Consider the following 17817-nt stretch of genomic DNA (forward strand, 5'->3'; position numbering starts at 1 on the left):
GTCTGAAACGCGGTGCAAAGCACCGCCGGGCCGCTTTAGCTCAGTTGGTAGAGCACATCATTCGTAATGATGGGGTCAGGTGTTCGAGTCACCTAAGCGGCACCATTTTTCCAATCGGGCCTATCGGCGCGGAGACCTGTTCGACAAGCGCTGGAAGCTGACGCACTCGTGGGCCAGTTTCTGCTGGCTGTATCTCGACACAAAATCCTTCCGCTGCGGAAGGTTGAAAACTCAACCGAGCTGCTGTCATTTCGCGGGACCTTGCATATAGTTTGTGACCCCTATACTTTCTGGATGTGGGGGTTCTCAAGGAAGCCCTCTATGCTTTTTTCGCTGCACCACGTTTCTATCCCAACCAATAACATGGAAGCCGCGCGCTCGTTTTATGAGAACGTGCTCGGCTTGAAGAAGGTGCCACGGCCCCCATTTTCCATTGATGGTGAATGGTATGGCATCGGACCACTGCAAATCCATCTTACCGCTCACCCCAAGGCCAACTTTCGAACTGGCCGTGCGGTAGACAATGATGACATTCATTTTGCACTGCGGGTGGAGGACTTCGAAGCCGCCGTCACTCATTTGCATCATTTAGGGTACGATGAAAACCATCCTGAAAATCACCCCCAAAAACTGATATTGAAGCGAACGGGGTTGGCAGGATTTCCTCAGGTATTCCTGATGGACCCCGACAGAAACTTGATTGAGATAAATCGCGCTCCATTCAATTTCTAAGTGATGAATACCAGGTACAGGATCTGCCAACACCGAGTAAGAAGCATGTCGGAGAGCGGGACGAACGCCAATGACCGAGAAAGATTCTGAACCGCAACCAACTCCAAGAGACATTTACGTCTTCAAATGGATGTTGCCCTGCTGCCCAACGACGAAGGCCCTAGGGACATAGAGATGTCCCTTGCTGGACTTCTACTGGTCCTAGGAATCTCTTTGTTAGCGCATCACTTTGGCTGGACTGCTCTCGGCATTGCTGTCACCATTTTCGGTGGCTCGAACTTCACGGCGCACTACTCGTGGCTCCGCATTCCGCCCTGTTGCTGATCCCGCCCACCCAGTACGCGGGTGCGAGATTTGGCAACCCACTAACAGACTTCGGAAATATCTTGCCAAGCTTCCGCCCTCGCGACATCGTCCAGATTGGGCGGGGGGTGGCCCGGCCAACGACAAACAAGAAAATCCTTTTGGGAGTTAAGCAATGTCGTCAAATGTTTCAAAGTCCTTCGCCGCCACTAAGATTGTTGCCGCATCTGCGATTTTGGGTTTTGCCTTCGCCGCAGCAACCCCCAGTGTTAGGGCGACAACCCCGACTCCCACAATCTGTTCAAACGGCGTAATCGTCTACACGGGTGCTTGCCCTGCTCTAAAGAAAACGGTGGTCAACAGATGTGCAGGTCAAGTGGGACAAGCATTGACTGACTGCAAGAGAGTCAACCTGGCCTCCTGCATTCCACTCCCGGCTGGACCGGAAAAGGACGCCTGCAACAAGATCTACGCAAACTGATTGAGTCCCTTGGCCCGCGTCAGATCTTGGCGGGGAGAATGTTCTGGTTGAAGCGGAACATGTTGCCGGGATCATAGGCGGCCTTGATTTTGCGAAGGCGTGCAAGGTGAGGACCGAACGCGTCTTCGGTCAATGCGGCGCTGTCTTCGTCCTGTCCGGCAAAATTCAGATAGAGCCGTTTCCTGTAGGCGTGCTTGCGGAAACGGTCCCATGCCGCCCGCGTCCAGTCGCGTACCTTGGCATCATCCTCCTTGCGTTCCCAGACGGAATCCAGGGAATACATCCAGCCGAAACCCCGATCGCCGAAAGCGGTTTCGTCCGCCGGCACACGCGCTGTTGCCCCGCCGAAATTCCAGAAGGAACTGATCGATTTGGGCGAGGGATTGTCGATGGCGTTGGCCAGCCCTTCTTCAATCATCTCGTCGCTCAAGTCGGCAAGCAGGTGGCTCTTCCAATAGCAGCGGTATTGTCCTGTGGGAAAAAGCGCATCGAAAAGCTTTTGCACATCGCAATAGGCCATGCGGCCCGAGAAATCCGCGGCCTTGGTTCCGAGGTTGCGCAAGGGTTCCACGATCTTCTCTCCCTCGGCCGCATCTCCGGCGTAGACAGCGGCGATCGTGTAGCAAGGCTGCCCCCAATAGGCGGCGTCATAGTCGGTCGACTGCGGAATGGTGGAAAATTCGACCAGTGATCCCAGCCGGTCCGATTCCCGGGAAATGAAATCACGCCAGAAGCGGATGGGTGCACTGCCCACCGACGCGGGATAGATGGGCGCGCAGAACATCACTTCAGGACCGACCGGATGCAGCGCAAAACAGAAGCGCACGACGACGCCGAAGTTGCCGCCTCCGCCTCTCAGTGCCCAGTAGAGGTCGGGATGTCTCTGGTTGTCGGCCAGGATCAGTTGCCCGTCCGCGGTCACGACCTCGGCTGCAAGCACGTTGTCGATCGACAGGCCATGGCGTGATCGCAACCAGCCCACGCCCCCCGAAAGCGTAAGGCCCGCAACACCCGTCTCCGAAATCAATCCACCGGGCGTGGCGAGGCCATGGGCCTGTGTTGCGGCATCCACGTCACCCCACAAGGCGCCGCCTTCCACCCACGCAATCCGCTCCGCTGGATCGACCGTGACCTTACGCATGCCGGAGAGATCAAGCATCAGCGAACCAGCGCCCACGGCATGTCCCGCCACGTTGTGACCGCCTGCCTTGATTGAGACGGGCAGGCCCGCCGCGGCCGCCCACGCGATTCCCCGCTGGACATCCGCGGCGCACTGGCACCGCAGGATGGCCGCGGGCTTGCGGTCGATCATGCCATTCCAGACGGCGCGGACGGAATCATATGCAGCCTGTCCCGGCTTCAGCAGACGCTGTTCGAGCGAAGCATTGGCAGTCTTGTGGTCTCCCATGTCTCTCTCCCATGCAATCACCGGGGAGCATGTCAGGAATGGCCAGTTGTGTTGAGTGCCGGAGGAGACATAAAAGGTCCAAACAGGACAGGATGGGGACACATGAAAAACCACCGGCCCGTCATCGCCTTGCTTGCGGCGCCCACGAGTTCGGCCGCCGTACTGTTCGGCATCTATGATGTCCTCTTTTCCGCCGGCATGGTTTTTCCTGACATGGTGCTGGGCGAGCCCGGCGCGGAGAGTCTGGATGTCAGGATCGTCTCTGCCGATGGTCAAGCCTTCCGATGTCCCGGCAACATTGTTGTCGAGCCCCATGCAAGCATCACAACCATTAGCGCATGTGATGCCGTCATCGTCTGCGACATGTACAGTCCCATCCATGCCGTGGCCCGCAGCGAGTACGCAGCGTTTGTGCCCTGGTTGCAGCAATTGCACAGGCAAGGGGTGCTGATCTGCTCCGTCTGTTCGGGCACGCTGATGCTGGCGGAGGCGGGATTGCTGGATGGAAAGGAAATCGCCTCGCACTGGGCCTATGCCGAACTTATTGCGCAGGAATTTCCGAAATGCACGTTCCGGCGCGACAGCATCCTGTGCCTGACGCACGAGGCCGATGGGATCGTCACGGCAGGTGGCGTGACATCGTGGCAGGAGTTGGTTCTCTACGTGATAACAAAGTTCTGCGGGCCGGATATCGCCCGGCAGACGGCGAAGGTCCATCTGCTCACGGGGCACGAAGCGGGACAACTGATTTTCGCCGCCATGAATCGGCGCAAGAACTCCTCCGACGCCGTGATTGCCGCATGTCAGGGTTGGATCGCGGATAACTACAGTGAACCAAATCCGGTGCAGCGCATGTCGGAAATGTCGGCGCTCAACGCGCGCACCTTCGCGCGTCGCTTCAAATCGGCAACCGGCCGCAGCCCCATGGATTACGTCCTGGAGTTGCGCATCGAGGAGGCAAAGCAGATTCTCGAAACCTCGGGTTTTGCCGTTGATGATGTCTCCGCCCAGGTAGGCTATCTTGATCCGGCCGCCTTCCGCCGGGTGTTTCGCAAGATCGCGGGCGTCACACCGCAGGAGTATCGCCGCCGCTATTCCCGGATCGGGCGGACGGCAACCGCAACCTGAAAGGCAACCGCTTCGGGATTTGATCGCCGTCGCGGAATGACCTATGAGACCCCTCATGTGCCAGGCCATGCTCGACAAGGGCGAATTCGATCCTGAACTTTGCCCGCTGCTCAAAGGCCTCTCGCCGGAGCAGATTGCCGTGCGCATGAAGCAGTTGCCCATTTCCGCCTGCCGCCGCAACCTTGACGCCCATGCCGAGGGCAAGCTCTCCCTTGAGGAGATCGAATGCCCGGCGGAGCGGCAGATCCACGAGTCCGAGCCCGCCTGAAGCCTGCTTTGGACGGCCGCTCTTGACGATGGTCAAGACCGCATCGCCGCCGCCGCCCTAACACGTCAGAACCGACATGTGGGGAGGAGGCAATGGTGCCATGAGTGAAGGCCTGACAAAATCCCAAGCGCGCAACATCTTCTTCGGGGGCTCGCTTTTCTTCTTTGTGGTGTTCGCTGCCTTGACGGCGCACAGCCACTACTATGCAGTGAGCACATCCACGAATGCGCAAAACCTGACTGAATCCGTGGTGCGGGGCAAACGCGTGTGGGAACGCAATGCCTGCATCGACTGCCACACCATCCTGGGTGAAGGCGCCTACTTCGCGCCCGAACTCGGCAACGTCTTCGTGCGCTACGGCGGCAAGGACGATCCTGCGGGAGCAAAGGAAGCCATCAAGGCCTGGATATCGAGCCAGCCCACCGGCATTCCCGGCCGCCGCCAGATGCCGAACTTCCATCTCACCGACGGGGAACTCAACGACATCGCCGATTTCCTTGAGTGGGTGAGCAAGATCAACACCCAGGGCTGGCCGCCCAAGGACAGCGGCTGAGGAGGGGACACAATCATGAAATACCAGTCACAGAAAGTCGCACTGGCCTATTTTGCCTGTGCCATGGCGCTCTTCGCCGCGCAGGTGCTCTTCGGGCTCCTCGTCGGATACATCTACGTCGCGCCCAATTTCCTCTCGGAACTTGTGCCGTTCAACGTCGCGCGCATGATCCACACCAACGCGCTGATCGTCTGGCTGCTGCTGGGCTTCTTCGGCGCATCCTACTATCTCATCCCGGAAGAAACCGAGCGTGAGCTGCATTCGCCCAAGCTGGCGTATATCCAGCTCATCCTGCTCATGGTGGGCGCCAGCGGCGCCGTGGTGGGCTATCTCTTCGGCATCCACGAGGGACGCGAATTCCTTGAACAGCCCCTGTGGGTGAAGCTCGGCATCATCGTCGCCGCGCTCATCTTCCTGTACAACGTCTCCATGACGGTGCTGCAGGGCCGCAAGACAGTCATCACCAACGTGCTGCTGCTCGGCCTCTGGGGCATTGCACTCTTCTTCCTGTTTGCACTCTACAATCCCGCCAACCTGACGGTGGACAAGATCTACTGGTGGTACGTCGTGCACATCTGGGTCGAAGGCGTGTGGGAACTGGTCATGGCCTCCGTCCTTGCCTTCATGATGCTCAAGCTCACGGGCGTTGACCGCGAGGTGGTGGAAAAGTGGCTCTATGTGATCGTGGCCCTCGCCCTGTTCACGGGCCTCCTGGGCACCGGCCACCACTACTACTGGATCGGCACGCCGGGCTACTGGCAGTGGATCGGCTCCGTCTTCTCGGCGCTGGAAATCCTGCCCTTCTTCGCCATGGTGATGTTCACCTTCATCATGGTGTGGAAAGGCCGCCGCGAGCATCCCAACAAGGCCGCACTCCTGTGGGCCCTGGGCTGCTCGGTGCTCGCCTTCTTCGGCGCCGGCGTGTGGGGCTTCATGCACACGCTTGCCCCCATGAACTACTACACCCACGGCACGCAGGTGACGGCGGCCCACGGACATCTCGCCTTCTTCGGCGCCTATGTCTCGATGAACCTCGCCATCATCACCTACGCCATGCCCTACCTGCTGGGCCGAAAGCCCTATAATCAGGTGCTGAACATGGCGAGTTTCTGGCTGATGTCATCCGGCATGGCCTTCATGACCTTCACCCTCACCTTTGCCGGCGTGGTGCAAACCCACCTGCAGCGTGTGCTGGGCCAAGGCTACATGGACGTGCAGGACCAGCTCGCGCTGTTCTACTGGATGCGCCTGGGCTCGGGCGTGGTGGTGGTGCTGGGCGCTCTGCTCTTCATCTACGCCACCTTCGTGCCCCGCCGCGAAGTGATCACCAACGTCGTTTCGGCCCCGGCCGAATGACAGGAGCACACGCCATGCCGCTTGCCATGAACACGGAAACCCGGGCCGCCCCACCGGCGCCCTACTACGCACCGACAGGTGACGAGTGCCGTGTTTTTGAAGCGGCATGGCGAAACCGCCTGCCGCTCCTGCTCAAGGGGCCGACGGGCTGCGGCAAGACCCGCTTCGTCGCCCACATGGCGGCGCGGCTGGGCCTGCCGCTCTTTTCCATCGCCTGCCATGACGACCTGACCTCGGCGGACCTCACCGGGCGCTACCTCCTGAAGGGCGGCGAAACGGTGTGGTGCGACGGGCCGCTCACCGCCGCGGTACGCGCTGGCGGCATCTGTTACCTGGACGAGGTGGTGGAAGCCCGCAAGGATGTGACCGTCGTGCTCCATCCCCTGACCGACGACCGCCGCACGCTCCTGCTGGATCGCACCGGCGAGACGCTTGTCGCACCGCCGTCCTTCATGGTGGTGGCGAGTTACAACCCCGGCTACCAGAACGTCCTCAAGTCCCTGAAGCCTTCCACGCGCCAGCGCTTCATCGGCATCGAATTCGGATTTCCCCGCGAGGAGCGCGAAGCAGCCATCGTCTCCGCCGAAAGCGGAATCCCGATCGAGCGCGCCAAGCTGCTGGTTCAGGTGGCGACGCGGCTTCGCGCCCTGCGCGGCCGCGATGTCGAGGAGGCGGCCTCGACGCGCCTGTTGATCTACGCCGCCACGCTGATCGTGGGCGGCATGAGCCTTGAGCGTGCCGTCGATGTCGCCATGCTCCAGCCCCTGACCGATGATCCCGCCGTGATGCAGGGTCTCAGGGATCTCGTCTCCGCCACGCTGGGCTGACGCCCATGGCCGAGCTGCACGCTCATCCCTGGGAACCCGAGGAAGCCATCGGCTCCCTGTGGCACCGCCTCGTGGGAGACCGCGAGGCGCAAGGTGTTTCCAGCCCCGCACAGGTGACGCTGGAGGAGATGCGCCCACGCATGGGCATCATCCTGCGCGGCCTGGGCGGAGATGCGGGCGTGGTGTTTGCACCGCTTCACGCTGCCGCCGTGCGCCACCGCCGCAGCTTCCTGCAGAAGATCGGCCATGCCGGCGAAAAGGTGAGCCAGCCCGGCTGGGATGGCGAAACGCTTGCGGTGCCGGAGGCCATGGCGTGGAGCGAGGTGAAACCGCTCAACGAGGCGGCCTATCTCTGGTTCGCCGCCTGGGCCGCAACGTGGCAAGCGCCGGAACCCGATGACGATCCGTTGCGCAGTGATCTTCATGCCTTGCGTGCCGCCTGGACATGCCGCGCCGCAATTGCAACAGCCGCGCCCGGATTTGCAGCGGTGGCCGCTGCGCTTGATGCCGCAGCCCTTGCCATGCGGCCTGCAACGCAACTCCCGCCCGCCGAAACCGATGTGGAGAACACGCTCCGCCGCATGCTGGGAGATGCCATCGCGTCACCTGCTCTCCTCTGGAATTTCATCACGGCGGGCGAAGCGCTGCCCGGCGGACTGCGGGCGCCTGCGGGATACTGCACCCACGCGCCGGTGCAGCACTGGCCGCACTGGCAGGTGCGGGCTGCCGGTGGTCCTGCGGCCCGCGATACGGCTTCCTCGGGAAGCGCCACGCCGCGCGATGGCGAAAAGCGCAAGCGCGCCCGACGCCGCGAATCCGATCAGGCACGGCGGCGCGATCCGCTCATCCTGCACCGCTTTGAAACCATCAAGACCTGGGCCGAGATGTTCAACCTCGGCCGCAAGGTGGAGGATGACGACGCCGAGACCGCCCGCAAGGCCGCCGACGACCACGACGAACTGGGACTGGCCGATACCGATGCCAAACCTGCGACCAGGCTGGCCTTCGACCTCGACCTCTCGCCGCAGGAAGTGGACCGCGCGCAACTGGGTGAGGGAAGCCTGCTGCCCGAATGGGACCACCGCCGCGGGCAATACCTTCCGGATCATGTCCGCATTCTCGCCGGTGTAGCCAAGGGAACGGAAGGAACAGAACGTCCCGCGCTGACGGCGGCGCAGACGCGCCTTGTCGCCCGCGTGCGCCGGCAGTTCGAAGCACTGGTGCCGCGCCAGGCCCTGCAGGGCGGCGAGGACTCCGGCTGCGAACTGGATCTGGATGCAGCCCTCCGCATGGCCGCTGACCATCGCGCCGGTGTTGCCAACGAGGGACGCATCTTCAAGCTGCTCCGCCCCGTATCGCGCGACCTCGCGGTCCTCACCCTCGCCGATGTCTCGCGCTCCACCGAAGGCGTTGCCGAAGAACGGAGCATCATCGAGATCGCACGCGAGACATTGCTCGCCATGGCCCATGGCCTCGCGGCAACGGGTGACGCCCATGCCATCTCCACCTTCTCCTCGGTCCGCCGTGACCGCGTCTTCTATGACCGGGTGAAGCGTTTCGATGAAACCATGGGCCCCGATGTGCTTGACCGCATCCTTGCCCTGCGCCCCGGCCACTACACGCGCCTCGGTGCGGCCGTTCGACAGGCCACGGTCGATCTTCGCAAGCAGGCGGCGCTGCGCCGCCTGCTGCTCGTCGTCACCGACGGCAAGCCCAATGACATCGATCACTACGAAGGCCGCCATGGCATTGAAGACACGCGCCGCGCCGTGCTCGAAGCCCGCATGGCCGGACTTGCGGTGTTCGCCATCACCATCGACCGCCGCGCCGAGGCCTATGTGCCGCATATCTTCGGCCGCAACGGCTTTCATATCGTCAGCCACCCCGCGCGGCTGGCGGAAGCCTTGCCCGGCATCTACCGCCACCTGGTGAGCTGATGACCCGGGCCACGGACGACCACCATGATGGCCTTCCCGGCCATGTCCTGATCTGGGTCCTGATCGCCTCGGAAATCCTCGTCTTCAGCGTGGCCCTTGTGGGCTTCCTCGTGATGCGCCTTCTTCACGCCGACGCTTTTCGTGCCGGCGCCCATCTTCTCCATGCGGGCGCAGGTACCATGGGCATGATTGTGTTGTTGACCAGCGGCTATGCCGCCGCGCTGGCGCAGGACCTGTCGCGCAAGGGCAGTGTTGCCGGCGCGCGCCTTCGCCTGCTGGTGGCGGCAGCGCTGGGCCTCGTGTTCCTCGTCCTCAAGTTTGCGGAATACCGTGATCTCTGGCTTCAGGGTGTGGCGCTGGAGGGCAATCCCTTCTTCACCCTCTATGCGCTGATCACTGGTTTCCATGCGGCCCACGTGGTGTTCGGCGTGGCGCTGCTCACCCTCGTCGCCACGCGCCCAAAGCCGCAGCACGTGGAACCCTCCGTCGCCTTCTGGCACATGGTGGACCTGGTGTGGGTGCTGGTCTTCCCGGTGCTCTATCTGGTGCCGCGATGACCCACCTGACGCGAAGCTGGCTGGTGATGGCGGCCTTGGCGTTTCTGGTGGCCGGCTTCCTCGTTTTCGCCCCGCCACTGCCGCGCCCCGGCTGGCTTGCCATGATCCTCGGTGCGGCCTTCATCAAGTCACGCCTGATCCTGCTGGACTATCTTGAACTTCGTGCCGCTCAAAGCTGGCGGCAGGCGGCGGTTGCCAGTCTCACGGTCTTGCTGCTGCTGATGGCGGTGCTGTCGGTGCCGTGACGGGATCAGTCTTCGCCGCGTCCGCGCATGATTTCGGCGCGTTCGCGTTCGGCGAAATCCTGCAGCCGCTCGACATCCTCGATGATGGCCTGGCGCTGCACGATGGAGACGCCATAATCAGCCAGACGGTTGAACGCCCGCGACAGGCTTTCCGGCTTCATGCCGAGACGCGCTGCAATGAGGGCCTTGTCGTAGGGCAGGTCGACCACGCAGCGGCCGTTAGCCGAGGGTGATAGCTCCAACAGAAATTCCGCGATGCGCTGGGCTCCGGTGTGGGCCTTCAGAGCCTCGATCTGGCGCACCAGCAGGTGCAGGTGCTGCGAGGTCGAGGCCAGCATGGCGAGGCCGATCTCGGGCGATTCCCGGATGCGCTCGAACAGGCGCCGCGCCGAGACGCGCAGCAGCCGCGAGTCCGTCACCGCCTCGCCGCTCACCGGGTAGACGCCCCCGGTGAAGGCCGCAGCCTCGGCGAAATTCTGCCCGCGCGTGAAGATGCCGATCACGGCTTCCGTGCCGCTGGTGGTGAGGCGGAAGAGTTTAATCCATCCCTCCAGCACCACGAAGAAGGCATCGGCATTGTCGCCTTGCGTGAACAGCGTCTGGCCACGGCTGAACTGGTGCACCGAGGAATCGCTGATGATGTTGCGCAGGGCCGCATCGGACAAGCCGCCGAGCAGCGCGGTTTCGCGCACAACCTTGAAATCAGTGGTAGATATGGGAAGTTGCATCACCAGCTCCGGGCCATTCGCATAGACGGTTTGCGGCGTTCCGGCAATTTGAGTTTGGTCAATTTGAAGCTGTATCTGACCGTCTATTTTGCCCCCGCAAAATGAAGACATCCATCACATCAGCACTGACCCGCCGGCATGTGACGGGATCGGCCCTCGCCGCCGCGGCAGCCGTTGGTGCATGGACATGGCAACGTGGCGCGAACCACGTGATTGGCGGTCCTTTCGCACTCACCGATGGCGACGGCAACACCGTCCGCGACACCGATTTCCGGGGCCGGATCCTGATCGTCTATTTTGGCTACGCCAGTTGTCCGGATGTCTGCCCCATGGCCCTCGCCAGGCTGGCGGGGGTGATTGACCGGCTTGGCCTGGCCCAGGACCGGGAGCCCGCTGTTCTCTTCATCTCGGTTGATCCGCAGCGCGATCAGGGTGCGCGTCTTGCCGAATACGGCAAGGCCTTTCGGGCCAACGTCACCGCCGTCACGGGCACGCGCGCGCAACTCGATGCGGTGGCGGCCGCCTATGGCGCGCGCTATCAATTCGCCGGAGACACGAGCCGCGATGACTACGCCGTCGATCATACCTCCATCTTCTACGTCATGGGTCCGGACGGGACCTTCCGCACGCAATTTCCCCACACGGCGTCGCCTGATGCGATGTTGTCCAAACTCCAGGCAGCCATGAAGTGACCCACGATCCCTCCCTCGACAGGCTTGAGTCTCTTGCGCCGCTCCGCACCACCTTCGGCGCCACGCAAGTGGATGAGGCCGAACGCCGTGCCTTCGTCCGCAATCTTTTTGATCAGGTCGCTCCCCGCTACGACCTCATGAACGACCTGATGAGCTTTGGCCTGCACCGGCTGTGGAAGCGGGCCGCCGTTGCCGTCACCTCGGCCGCCCCCGGTGCCGCCACCGGCACGGTGATTGATCTCGCGGGCGGCACGGGCGACCTCGCCTTGGCCCTGCGCAAACGCCTGCCGGAGGCCCGCATCATCCTCGCCGACGCCAGTCCCGGCATGGTGGCGGTGGCGCGCCGGCGCGCCGCCGGCCAGATCGATTGCCAAGTGGCGGAAGGCGAGGCGCTGCCGTTCGAAGACGCATCAGCCGAAGCCGTCATGCTGTCCTTTGGCTTGCGCAACATGACCGATCCGCCGAAGGCGCTCCGCGAAGTCCGCCGTGTTCTGAAGCCGGGCGGACGACTGGTGTTGCTGGAATTTTCCGAGCCCGATGGCTGGTTCGCGCCGTTCTACAATCTCTTCTCCCGCTTCGTCATTCCGGCACTCGGCGCACTCGTCTCCGGCAATCGCAAGGCTTACCGCTATCTCATCGACTCGATCCGCCTCTTTCCCGATGCCGAGACCATGGCGGCGGAACTCCGAGCGGCAGGGTTTGCGGATGTAACGCTGCGCCGCTTCGTCTTTGGCGTCGCGGTCCTGCATGTCGCCAGGGTTCCGGCATGACCAGCACTCTCGACACACGCGAACGTCTCGCCCGCCTGCCCGTCGCCCTGCGCTGGGTCATTGCCGCGCGGCTGAAGACTGTCGGCCTGTCGCTGACGCCCGTGCTGTGCGGCTCATGGCTCGCCGCCCAGCAAGGACCGGTGCGGCCGGGCCTGGCCTTCGCCGCGGGACTTTCCGCCATGGCAATCCAGATCGGCACCAACCTGTGGAACGATGCCGCAGACGCTGAGCGCGGGACCGACACCGCCGAGCGCCTTGGGCCGCCCCGCATGACGGCGCTTGGCTTGCTCCATGCGCGGCAGGTGAAGGCTGCAGCGGGATTCACCTTCGCAACAGCGCTGGCGGCGGGCTTGCCGCTGGTGCTGGCCGGTGGTTGGGCCATCGTGCTGATCGGACTTCTCTCGCTGCTTCTGGGCTATGCCTACTCCATGGGTCCGCTTCCACTCTCCCACACGCCGCTCGGCGAGGTGATCGTGCTGGCCTTCTTCGGCGTCATCGCCGTGACGGGCACAATGCATGTGATGGGCTCGGCCCTCACGGCCACAGGACCGGTTGCGGGGATCATGATGGGCCTGCCATCCAGTGCCGTGCTTCTCCTCAACAATCACCGCGACCGGACGACGGATGCCGCCGCTGGCCGGCGCACCCTCGCGATCATCGCAGGCGTGACAGGTTCGCGGCTTCTCTATGCCGTGCTGGTGATGTCAGCCGCGCTGCTGTTGCCACTGTTGACGGAGCCCGCTCCGCTGTCCCGTGCGATGGCGCTGGGAGCAATGGCAATGGCTGCGGCACTGGCGGTGATCGTCTGGCGAACGCCTGTGTCAGCGGCCATCAACCGCTGCCTGCCGCTCACGGTGCTGTTTCAGTTTGCACTGTTTGCAGCGCTCGCGATGTCCGGGTTGGCTGAGGGCTGATCAGCAGGATTCGATGCACGTGTCGCGCTGGATGCGGTGACGCTGCGAACGCACGAGCACGCCGCGCTCATCCACGAAGAAGATATCGAGACTGATCTTTCCCTTCTTGTCGGGAATGACGATCTGCCCTTCGAGGAAGGTGCTCGTCAGTTTGCAGTCCTGCTTTGTTTTCGCAACATTGACCGTGACGTAGAGGTGCCGTTCCGTCGGTTGGTCGGTGAGCTTGTCGGGGACCCCTTCCCGCAGGTTCGCCATGGCCCAGCAATCCTCGCCGGGGAAGTACACGACCTTCACATGGACCTGGCCCTTTCCATCCGACACGACTTCGCTGCCCTGGTAGTCGGCATCGAAGAACGCATCTTCCGCCTGCGCGGCAGGAATGAAGAGCAGGGAGGCGAGGAGCAGGGCGCGGGTGAGGGTCATGGGCGGGATCCGGTTGGAGGATGCGCCCCTTATCGGTAGCAACGGATGTGACAGCATTGACAAAAGTCAACCGCTGACCCGCTTCAGACAGCCCCGGACTCGGGACCGGTCTCAGGCCGCGTCAGGTGAGGGCACACCCATCAGCACCGGAGACCGGCCGGAAGCCGGAAGGCCTTCGGGGTGGTGCACGGATGGGATGATTATGGTCGTTGGCGCGGCGTGGCCCAGCCACGGCGCCAAGCGAAGGGAAAAAAGCCCCTGCCACCGCCGGAGGTGCTGGAAGAACCATCGCGGCGGCGGGCAGGGGTGCATTCCCGGAACACATGAGCACGCAGACAAGGCAGGGTTCCGCACCGGCGGAGGGAAAAGGGGAGCCGGTGTCTGCCGCTGCCAGCGAGCGGCACCACACGCCATCCAGTCCGGCGGAGTAGGCAAGGACTCCGGGGATGAGGGCCTGCAGCACCAGCACAAGAATCGCCAGCCGCGCGATGAACGAGCGCGCCCGGAAGACTCTTGAGATGGCAGAAGTGCGTTTCATGTGGTCGAGTGGCCGGCCGTATTGGGAGCGGCCTGCGTCACATTTGCCAAGGGGCCACCTCTGCCACCTTAACGAAAGTCAAGGCAGCAGTTCCCGCTGCAGTGCGAAAACGGATCAGGCGCCGGGGTGGCAAGACTCCCGCACGCCACAGGAGGTCCGGGCACAATCACGTTTCCGGCCTTCATTTGAGGGCAAATCATGTTGAAAAAAATTCAAAAAGGCCTTCTCGCCGCAACTGGTGTGGCGGGGCTGGGCCTCATTCTGGCCGGGAGCAGCGCGTCAGCAGAAACACTGGACCAGGTGCTGGCCCGCCGTGGCCTGACGCAACAGGACCTGCTGGCGGCCGCCAAGACCTACACGCCGACCGGCAAGCGCGACGAATTCATCGTCTTCTCGTCCGGCGGCCAGTCGGGCCAGGTGATCGTGTACGGCGTGCCGTCCATGCGCATCCTGAAGTACATCGGCGTGTTCACGCCTGAGCCATGGCAGGGCTATGGCTACGACGAAGAATCCAAGAAGGTTCTGGAACAGGGCAAGATCGACGGCCGCGACGTGCCGTGGGGCGACACCCACCATCCCGCCATCACCGAAACCAATGGCGATCAGGACGGCCAGTATCTCTTCATCAACGACAAGTCCGCGCCGCGCATCGCCGTCATCTCGCTGCATGACTTCGAAACGCAGCAGATCGTCGTCAATCCCATCATGCAGTCGGAACACGGCGGCGCCTTCGTGACGCCGAACAGCGAATACGTGATTGAAGCCGCCCAGTATCCGGGCGTGCTGGGCCGCGGCTTTGCGCCGTTGTCGGAATTCAACGACAAGTTCCGCGGTGCCGTCACCTACTGGAAGTTCAACCGCGAAAAGGGCCGCATCGAACCGGAGAACTCCTTCTCCGTGGAACTGCCGCCCTATACGCAGGACCTGAGCGATGCCGGCAAGGGCGTGTCGGACGGCTGGTCCTTCACCAACTCCTTCTGCTCGGAACGCTATGTCGGCGGCATCGAGCGTGGCCGTCCGCCGTTTGAAGCGGGCTGTTCGCAGAACGACACCGACTATCTGCACATCATCAACTGGAAGAAGGCGGAAGCACTGTTCAAGGCCGGCAAGTTCACCAAGATCAACGATCATGCCGTGATCTCGATGCAGACGCTGATCGATGAAGGCGTGCTCGCCCTCGTGGCCGAACCGAAGTCGCCGCACGGCGTCGACGTCTCGCCCGACGGCAAGTTCATCATCGTCGGCGGCAAACTCGACACGCAGGCCTCGGTCTACTCCTTCGAGAAGATCAAGGCAGCGATTGACGGCAAGAAGTTTTCCGGCAAGGACAGCTACGGCGTTCCGATCATCGCGCTGGAAGATGCCCTGCACAAGCAGGTGCCACTCGGCCTTGGCCCGTTGCACACGCAGTATGACTCCAAGCCCTGCGTTGTCTACACCTCGCTCTACGTCGACAGCCAGGTGGCGAAGTGGGATTATTGCGAAGGCAAGGTGCTGGACAAGATTTCCGTCCACTACAACATCGGCCATCTCGTGGCGATGGAAGGCGAGTCGGCCCATCCGGCTGGCAAGTATCTCATCGCCCTCAACAAGCTGGCGATCGACCGTTTCAACCCTGTGGGTCCGCTGCATCCGCAGAACCATCAGCTGATCGATATCTCCGGCGACAAGATGGAGCTGCTGTATGACATGCCCATCCCGCTCGGCGAGCCGCACTACGCGACCGCGATCTCGGCCGACAAGCTGAAGCCGCTGGTCCGCTACAAGTACGGCACCAACAGCCGCACCGGCGAGAAGCATCCTGACTCTGTCCGTCCGGGCAGCGAAAAGGTCGAGCGCAACGGCAACAAGGTCAAGGTCTACATGACCGCGATCCGCTCTCACTTCACGCCTGAAATCGTGGAAGTGGAAGAAGGCGACGAAGTGGAATTCGTGATCACGAACTCGGAACGTGCCGAGGACGAGACCCACGGCTTCTCGGTCAGCACCTACGGTGTGAACCTCTCGCTTGAACCCGGCAAGACCGCGACGGCCAAGATCAAGGCCGACAAGCCCGGCGTCTTCTCGTACTACTGCACCGAGTTCTGCTCGGCGCTGCATCTCGAGATGACCGGCTTCCTCGTGGTCAAGCCGAAGGGCTTCAAGGAAGCAACGGCAACAGGCGCGGAAGGCCAGGCTTATACCCAGGCCGACTACGACAAGCAGCACAAGAGCTGCACCGATACGCAAGCCATCATCGACAGCGTGGTCGGTTACATCACCAGCCTGAACTTCAAGGACTATCCGGATGCGGTTGCCCTCGTCGAGGACGCCACCGACCAGTTGAAGTTCGCCGGCGAGGCCAAGACGAAGGCGGAAGACTTCGCCGCCAAGAAGGATTGGCAGAATGCCACCCTTTGGGCGGGCCAGTGGTGGCAGTACCAGGTCAAGGCTGCGGACATCGGTCTGCGCGTCAAGACCTACCTCGAACAGAACGGCGCCAAGAAGGTGCAGTGACACACGTTTCCGGGCGGCCTTCGGGCCGCCCGGTCCTTCAACCAGGGAACCATACGATGAAAAAGATACTTCTCGCCACTTTCGCCGGACTCGCGGTGCTCACGTCTGCCGTCTGGGCGGACGACATCGCCGACGGAGAGAAGCTCTACAAGACCAAGACCTGTGTCGCCTGTCACGGCATCAAGGGCGCACGCCCCATTCAGACATTCCCGGCCCTCGCCGCACAGAATGAAAAATACATCCTGACCCAGTTGCGCGACATCAAGGCGGGCAAGCGCGTGGGGAGCAAGGATCCCACCGGCCATCCCTTCACCGAAGGCATGTCGGCGGTGATGCATCTCGTCACGGACGAGGACCTTGTGAAGATCGCCAAATACCTCAGCAAGCTTGATCCGCCGAAGCCGAAGCTCCTTGATCCGGCACCGAGCGCCGACGACCTCACCGCGGGTGCTGCCAACTACAAGAAGCTGGGCTGCGTCGCCTGCCATGGCGCAGACGGCAAGAAGGCGAGCATTCCCAACTATCCCAACCTCGCCGGGCTTCAGCGCGACTATCTGATCCGCCAGATGACCGATATTCGCGATGGCCTGCGTGTCAACGGCCAGTCGAAGCTCATGCTCACCATCATCAAGAAGGCCGATGACGCCGCCATCGCCTCGATCGCCACCTACCTCTCGCAGATCGACCGGTCTGCCAAGTAACCACAAGGATCATCACTCATGAAACTTCTCAAGATTGCCGCCCTCACCCTTCTCGCCAGTGTGACCTTCGCGCCGCTCGCCGGCGCCGATGATGCTCCCGCCACCGCGCCCAAGGCGTGGAACCAGGGCGGCGGCGAACAGGATGAAGCGCTCGCCCTCACGCCCAATTTGGAAAATGGCCGCGACGTCTATGAAGTCTGTTCCGCCTGTCACCAGCCCAACGGCTGGGGCCTGACCGACGGCACCTTCCCGCAGATCGCCGGCCAGCACCGTGACGTGCTGATCAAGCAGCTCTCGGACATTCGCGCCCTCAACCGCGATAATCCCACCATGTATCCCTTCGCCCTGCCGCAGGAAATCGGTGGCCCGCAGTCGATCGCCGACGTGACGGCCTATATCGCCAAGCTTCCCATGAACCCGAACAATGGCGTCGGTCCCGGTACCAGTGTGGAAAAGGGCAAGCAGCTCTATGCCGACAACTGCGTGCGCTGCCACGGCGACCAGGGTCAGGGCGACGATGCCAAGTATTATCCGCGCATCCAGGGCCAGCACTATGAATACCTGCTGCGCCAGTACAAGTGGATCAAGGAAGGCAAGCGCCGCAACGCCAACCCGGACATGGTGAAGCAGATCCAGAACTTCACCGATGAAGATACCGTCGCGGTGCTGGACTACGTCTCCCGTCTGAAAGCGCCGGCCGAACTGGTGGGCGCGCCCGACTGGGTCAATCCGGACTTCCAGTAAGCCCGCCAGCCGGACA

General features: G+C 62.5%; 19 protein-coding genes and 1 tRNA gene. 16 read left to right on the forward strand and 4 right to left on the reverse strand.

Going from position 1 to position 17817, the window contains the following annotated elements; genetic code table 11:
• The first annotated feature begins 29 nt into the window (after positions 1 to 29).
• Both IPM06_08855 and IPM06_08860 read left to right on the forward strand, forming a co-directional pair.
• Positions 30 to 105 (forward strand) — tRNA-Thr (locus IPM06_08855).
• A 216-nt stretch (positions 106 to 321) separates the two neighbouring features.
• Positions 322 to 732 carry a VOC family protein gene (locus tag IPM06_08860; GenBank protein ID MBK8770524.1) on the forward strand — a complete coding sequence of 137 codons (411 nt, stop codon included), beginning with the start codon at positions 322 to 324 and terminating at the stop codon, positions 730 to 732.
• Positions 733 to 1535: 803 nt separating this feature from the next.
• On the opposite strand, the gene IPM06_08865 is transcribed toward IPM06_08860, so the two are convergent.
• On the reverse strand, positions 1536 to 2924 hold the full coding sequence (locus IPM06_08865; protein MBK8770525.1) for an FAD-binding oxidoreductase: 1389 nt from the start codon (positions 2922 to 2924) through the stop codon (positions 1536 to 1538).
• 102 nt (positions 2925 to 3026) lie between these two features.
• On the opposite strand from IPM06_08865, the gene IPM06_08870 reads away from it, so the two are divergent.
• From IPM06_08870 to IPM06_08905, 8 genes are all read left to right on the forward strand, one after another.
• Positions 3027 to 4052 (forward strand): helix-turn-helix domain-containing protein, encoded by a 1026-nt coding sequence (locus IPM06_08870; protein MBK8770526.1) that lies wholly within the window; start codon positions 3027 to 3029, stop codon positions 4050 to 4052.
• 43 nt (positions 4053 to 4095) lie between these two features.
• A complete protein-coding gene (locus IPM06_08875) occupies positions 4096 to 4320 on the forward strand; it encodes a hypothetical protein (GenBank protein ID MBK8770527.1) in 225 nt (74 codons plus the stop codon).
• Between the two features lie 100 nt (positions 4321 to 4420).
• Positions 4421 to 4873 carry a cytochrome c gene (locus IPM06_08880; protein MBK8770528.1) on the forward strand — a complete coding sequence of 151 codons (453 nt, stop codon included), beginning with the start codon at positions 4421 to 4423 and terminating at the stop codon, positions 4871 to 4873.
• 15 nt (positions 4874 to 4888) lie between these two features.
• On the forward strand, positions 4889 to 6229 hold the full coding sequence (locus tag IPM06_08885) for a cbb3-type cytochrome c oxidase subunit I (GenBank protein ID MBK8770529.1): 1341 nt from the start codon (positions 4889 to 4891) through the stop codon (positions 6227 to 6229).
• 26 nt (positions 6230 to 6255) lie between these two features.
• A complete protein-coding gene (locus IPM06_08890; GenBank protein MBK8770530.1) occupies positions 6256 to 7056 on the forward strand; it encodes a CbbQ/NirQ/NorQ/GpvN family protein in 801 nt (266 codons plus the stop codon).
• Positions 7057 to 7061: 5 nt separating this feature from the next.
• Positions 7062 to 8993 carry a nitric oxide reductase D protein gene (locus IPM06_08895; protein MBK8770531.1) on the forward strand — a complete coding sequence of 644 codons (1932 nt, stop codon included), beginning with the start codon at positions 7062 to 7064 and terminating at the stop codon, positions 8991 to 8993.
• Positions 8993 to 9550, forward strand: a complete 558-nt coding sequence (locus IPM06_08900) for a cytochrome c oxidase subunit 3 (GenBank protein MBK8770532.1) — start codon at positions 8993 to 8995, stop codon at positions 9548 to 9550. The genes IPM06_08895 and IPM06_08900 overlap by 1 nt, the downstream gene beginning before the upstream one ends.
• A complete protein-coding gene (locus IPM06_08905; protein ID MBK8770533.1) occupies positions 9547 to 9795 on the forward strand; it encodes a cytochrome C oxidase subunit IV family protein in 249 nt (82 codons plus the stop codon). The genes IPM06_08900 and IPM06_08905 overlap by 4 nt, the downstream gene beginning before the upstream one ends.
• A 5-nt stretch (positions 9796 to 9800) precedes the next feature.
• Here IPM06_08905 and IPM06_08910 read toward each other — a convergent pair whose 3' ends face one another.
• The gene (locus IPM06_08910; GenBank protein ID MBK8770534.1) at positions 9801 to 10523 is read right to left on the reverse strand and encodes a cyclic nucleotide-binding domain-containing protein; all 723 of its coding nucleotides are present in this window, start codon (positions 10521 to 10523) and stop codon (positions 9801 to 9803) included.
• A 101-nt stretch (positions 10524 to 10624) separates the two neighbouring features.
• Here IPM06_08910 and IPM06_08915 point away from each other — a divergent pair, with 101 nt between their 5' ends.
• From IPM06_08915 to menA, 3 genes are read left to right on the forward strand one after another with little or no spacing between them, the layout of a single operon-like run.
• The gene (locus IPM06_08915) at positions 10625 to 11215 is read left to right on the forward strand and encodes an SCO family protein (GenBank protein MBK8770535.1); all 591 of its coding nucleotides are present in this window, start codon (positions 10625 to 10627) and stop codon (positions 11213 to 11215) included.
• Positions 11212 to 11985 carry a class I SAM-dependent methyltransferase gene (locus IPM06_08920; protein ID MBK8770536.1) on the forward strand — a complete coding sequence of 258 codons (774 nt, stop codon included), beginning with the start codon at positions 11212 to 11214 and terminating at the stop codon, positions 11983 to 11985. The genes IPM06_08915 and IPM06_08920 overlap by 4 nt, the downstream gene beginning before the upstream one ends.
• The gene (menA, locus tag IPM06_08925; GenBank protein MBK8770537.1) at positions 11982 to 12899 is read left to right on the forward strand and encodes a 1,4-dihydroxy-2-naphthoate octaprenyltransferase; all 918 of its coding nucleotides are present in this window, start codon (positions 11982 to 11984) and stop codon (positions 12897 to 12899) included. Before IPM06_08920 ends, menA begins: the two co-directional genes overlap by 4 nt.
• On the opposite strand, the gene IPM06_08930 is transcribed toward menA, so the two are convergent.
• Both IPM06_08930 and IPM06_08935 read right to left on the reverse strand, forming a co-directional pair.
• Positions 12900 to 13322 carry a hypothetical protein gene (locus tag IPM06_08930; GenBank protein ID MBK8770538.1) on the reverse strand — a complete coding sequence of 141 codons (423 nt, stop codon included), beginning with the start codon at positions 13320 to 13322 and terminating at the stop codon, positions 12900 to 12902.
• 121 nt (positions 13323 to 13443) lie between these two features.
• Positions 13444 to 13860 carry a hypothetical protein gene (locus IPM06_08935; protein ID MBK8770539.1) on the reverse strand — a complete coding sequence of 139 codons (417 nt, stop codon included), beginning with the start codon at positions 13858 to 13860 and terminating at the stop codon, positions 13444 to 13446.
• 198 nt (positions 13861 to 14058) lie between these two features.
• Between IPM06_08935 and nosZ the strand changes: the two genes are divergently transcribed.
• From nosZ to IPM06_08950, 3 genes are read left to right on the forward strand one after another with little or no spacing between them, the layout of a single operon-like run.
• Entirely contained in the window at positions 14059 to 16356 is a 2298-nt protein-coding gene (nosZ, locus tag IPM06_08940; protein ID MBK8770540.1) for a Sec-dependent nitrous-oxide reductase, read from the forward strand.
• A gap of 56 nt (positions 16357 to 16412) precedes the next feature.
• A complete protein-coding gene (locus tag IPM06_08945) occupies positions 16413 to 17057 on the forward strand; it encodes a cytochrome c4 (protein MBK8770541.1) in 645 nt (214 codons plus the stop codon).
• Positions 17058 to 17075: 18 nt separating this feature from the next.
• The gene (locus IPM06_08950) at positions 17076 to 17801 is read left to right on the forward strand and encodes a c-type cytochrome (protein MBK8770542.1); all 726 of its coding nucleotides are present in this window, start codon (positions 17076 to 17078) and stop codon (positions 17799 to 17801) included.
• Positions 17802 to 17817 lie beyond the last annotated feature (16 nt).

The sequence above is a fragment of the Hyphomicrobiales bacterium genome (genome assembly GCA_016710435.1).
GTDB lineage: Bacteria > Pseudomonadota > Alphaproteobacteria > Rhizobiales > Aestuariivirgaceae > Aestuariivirga.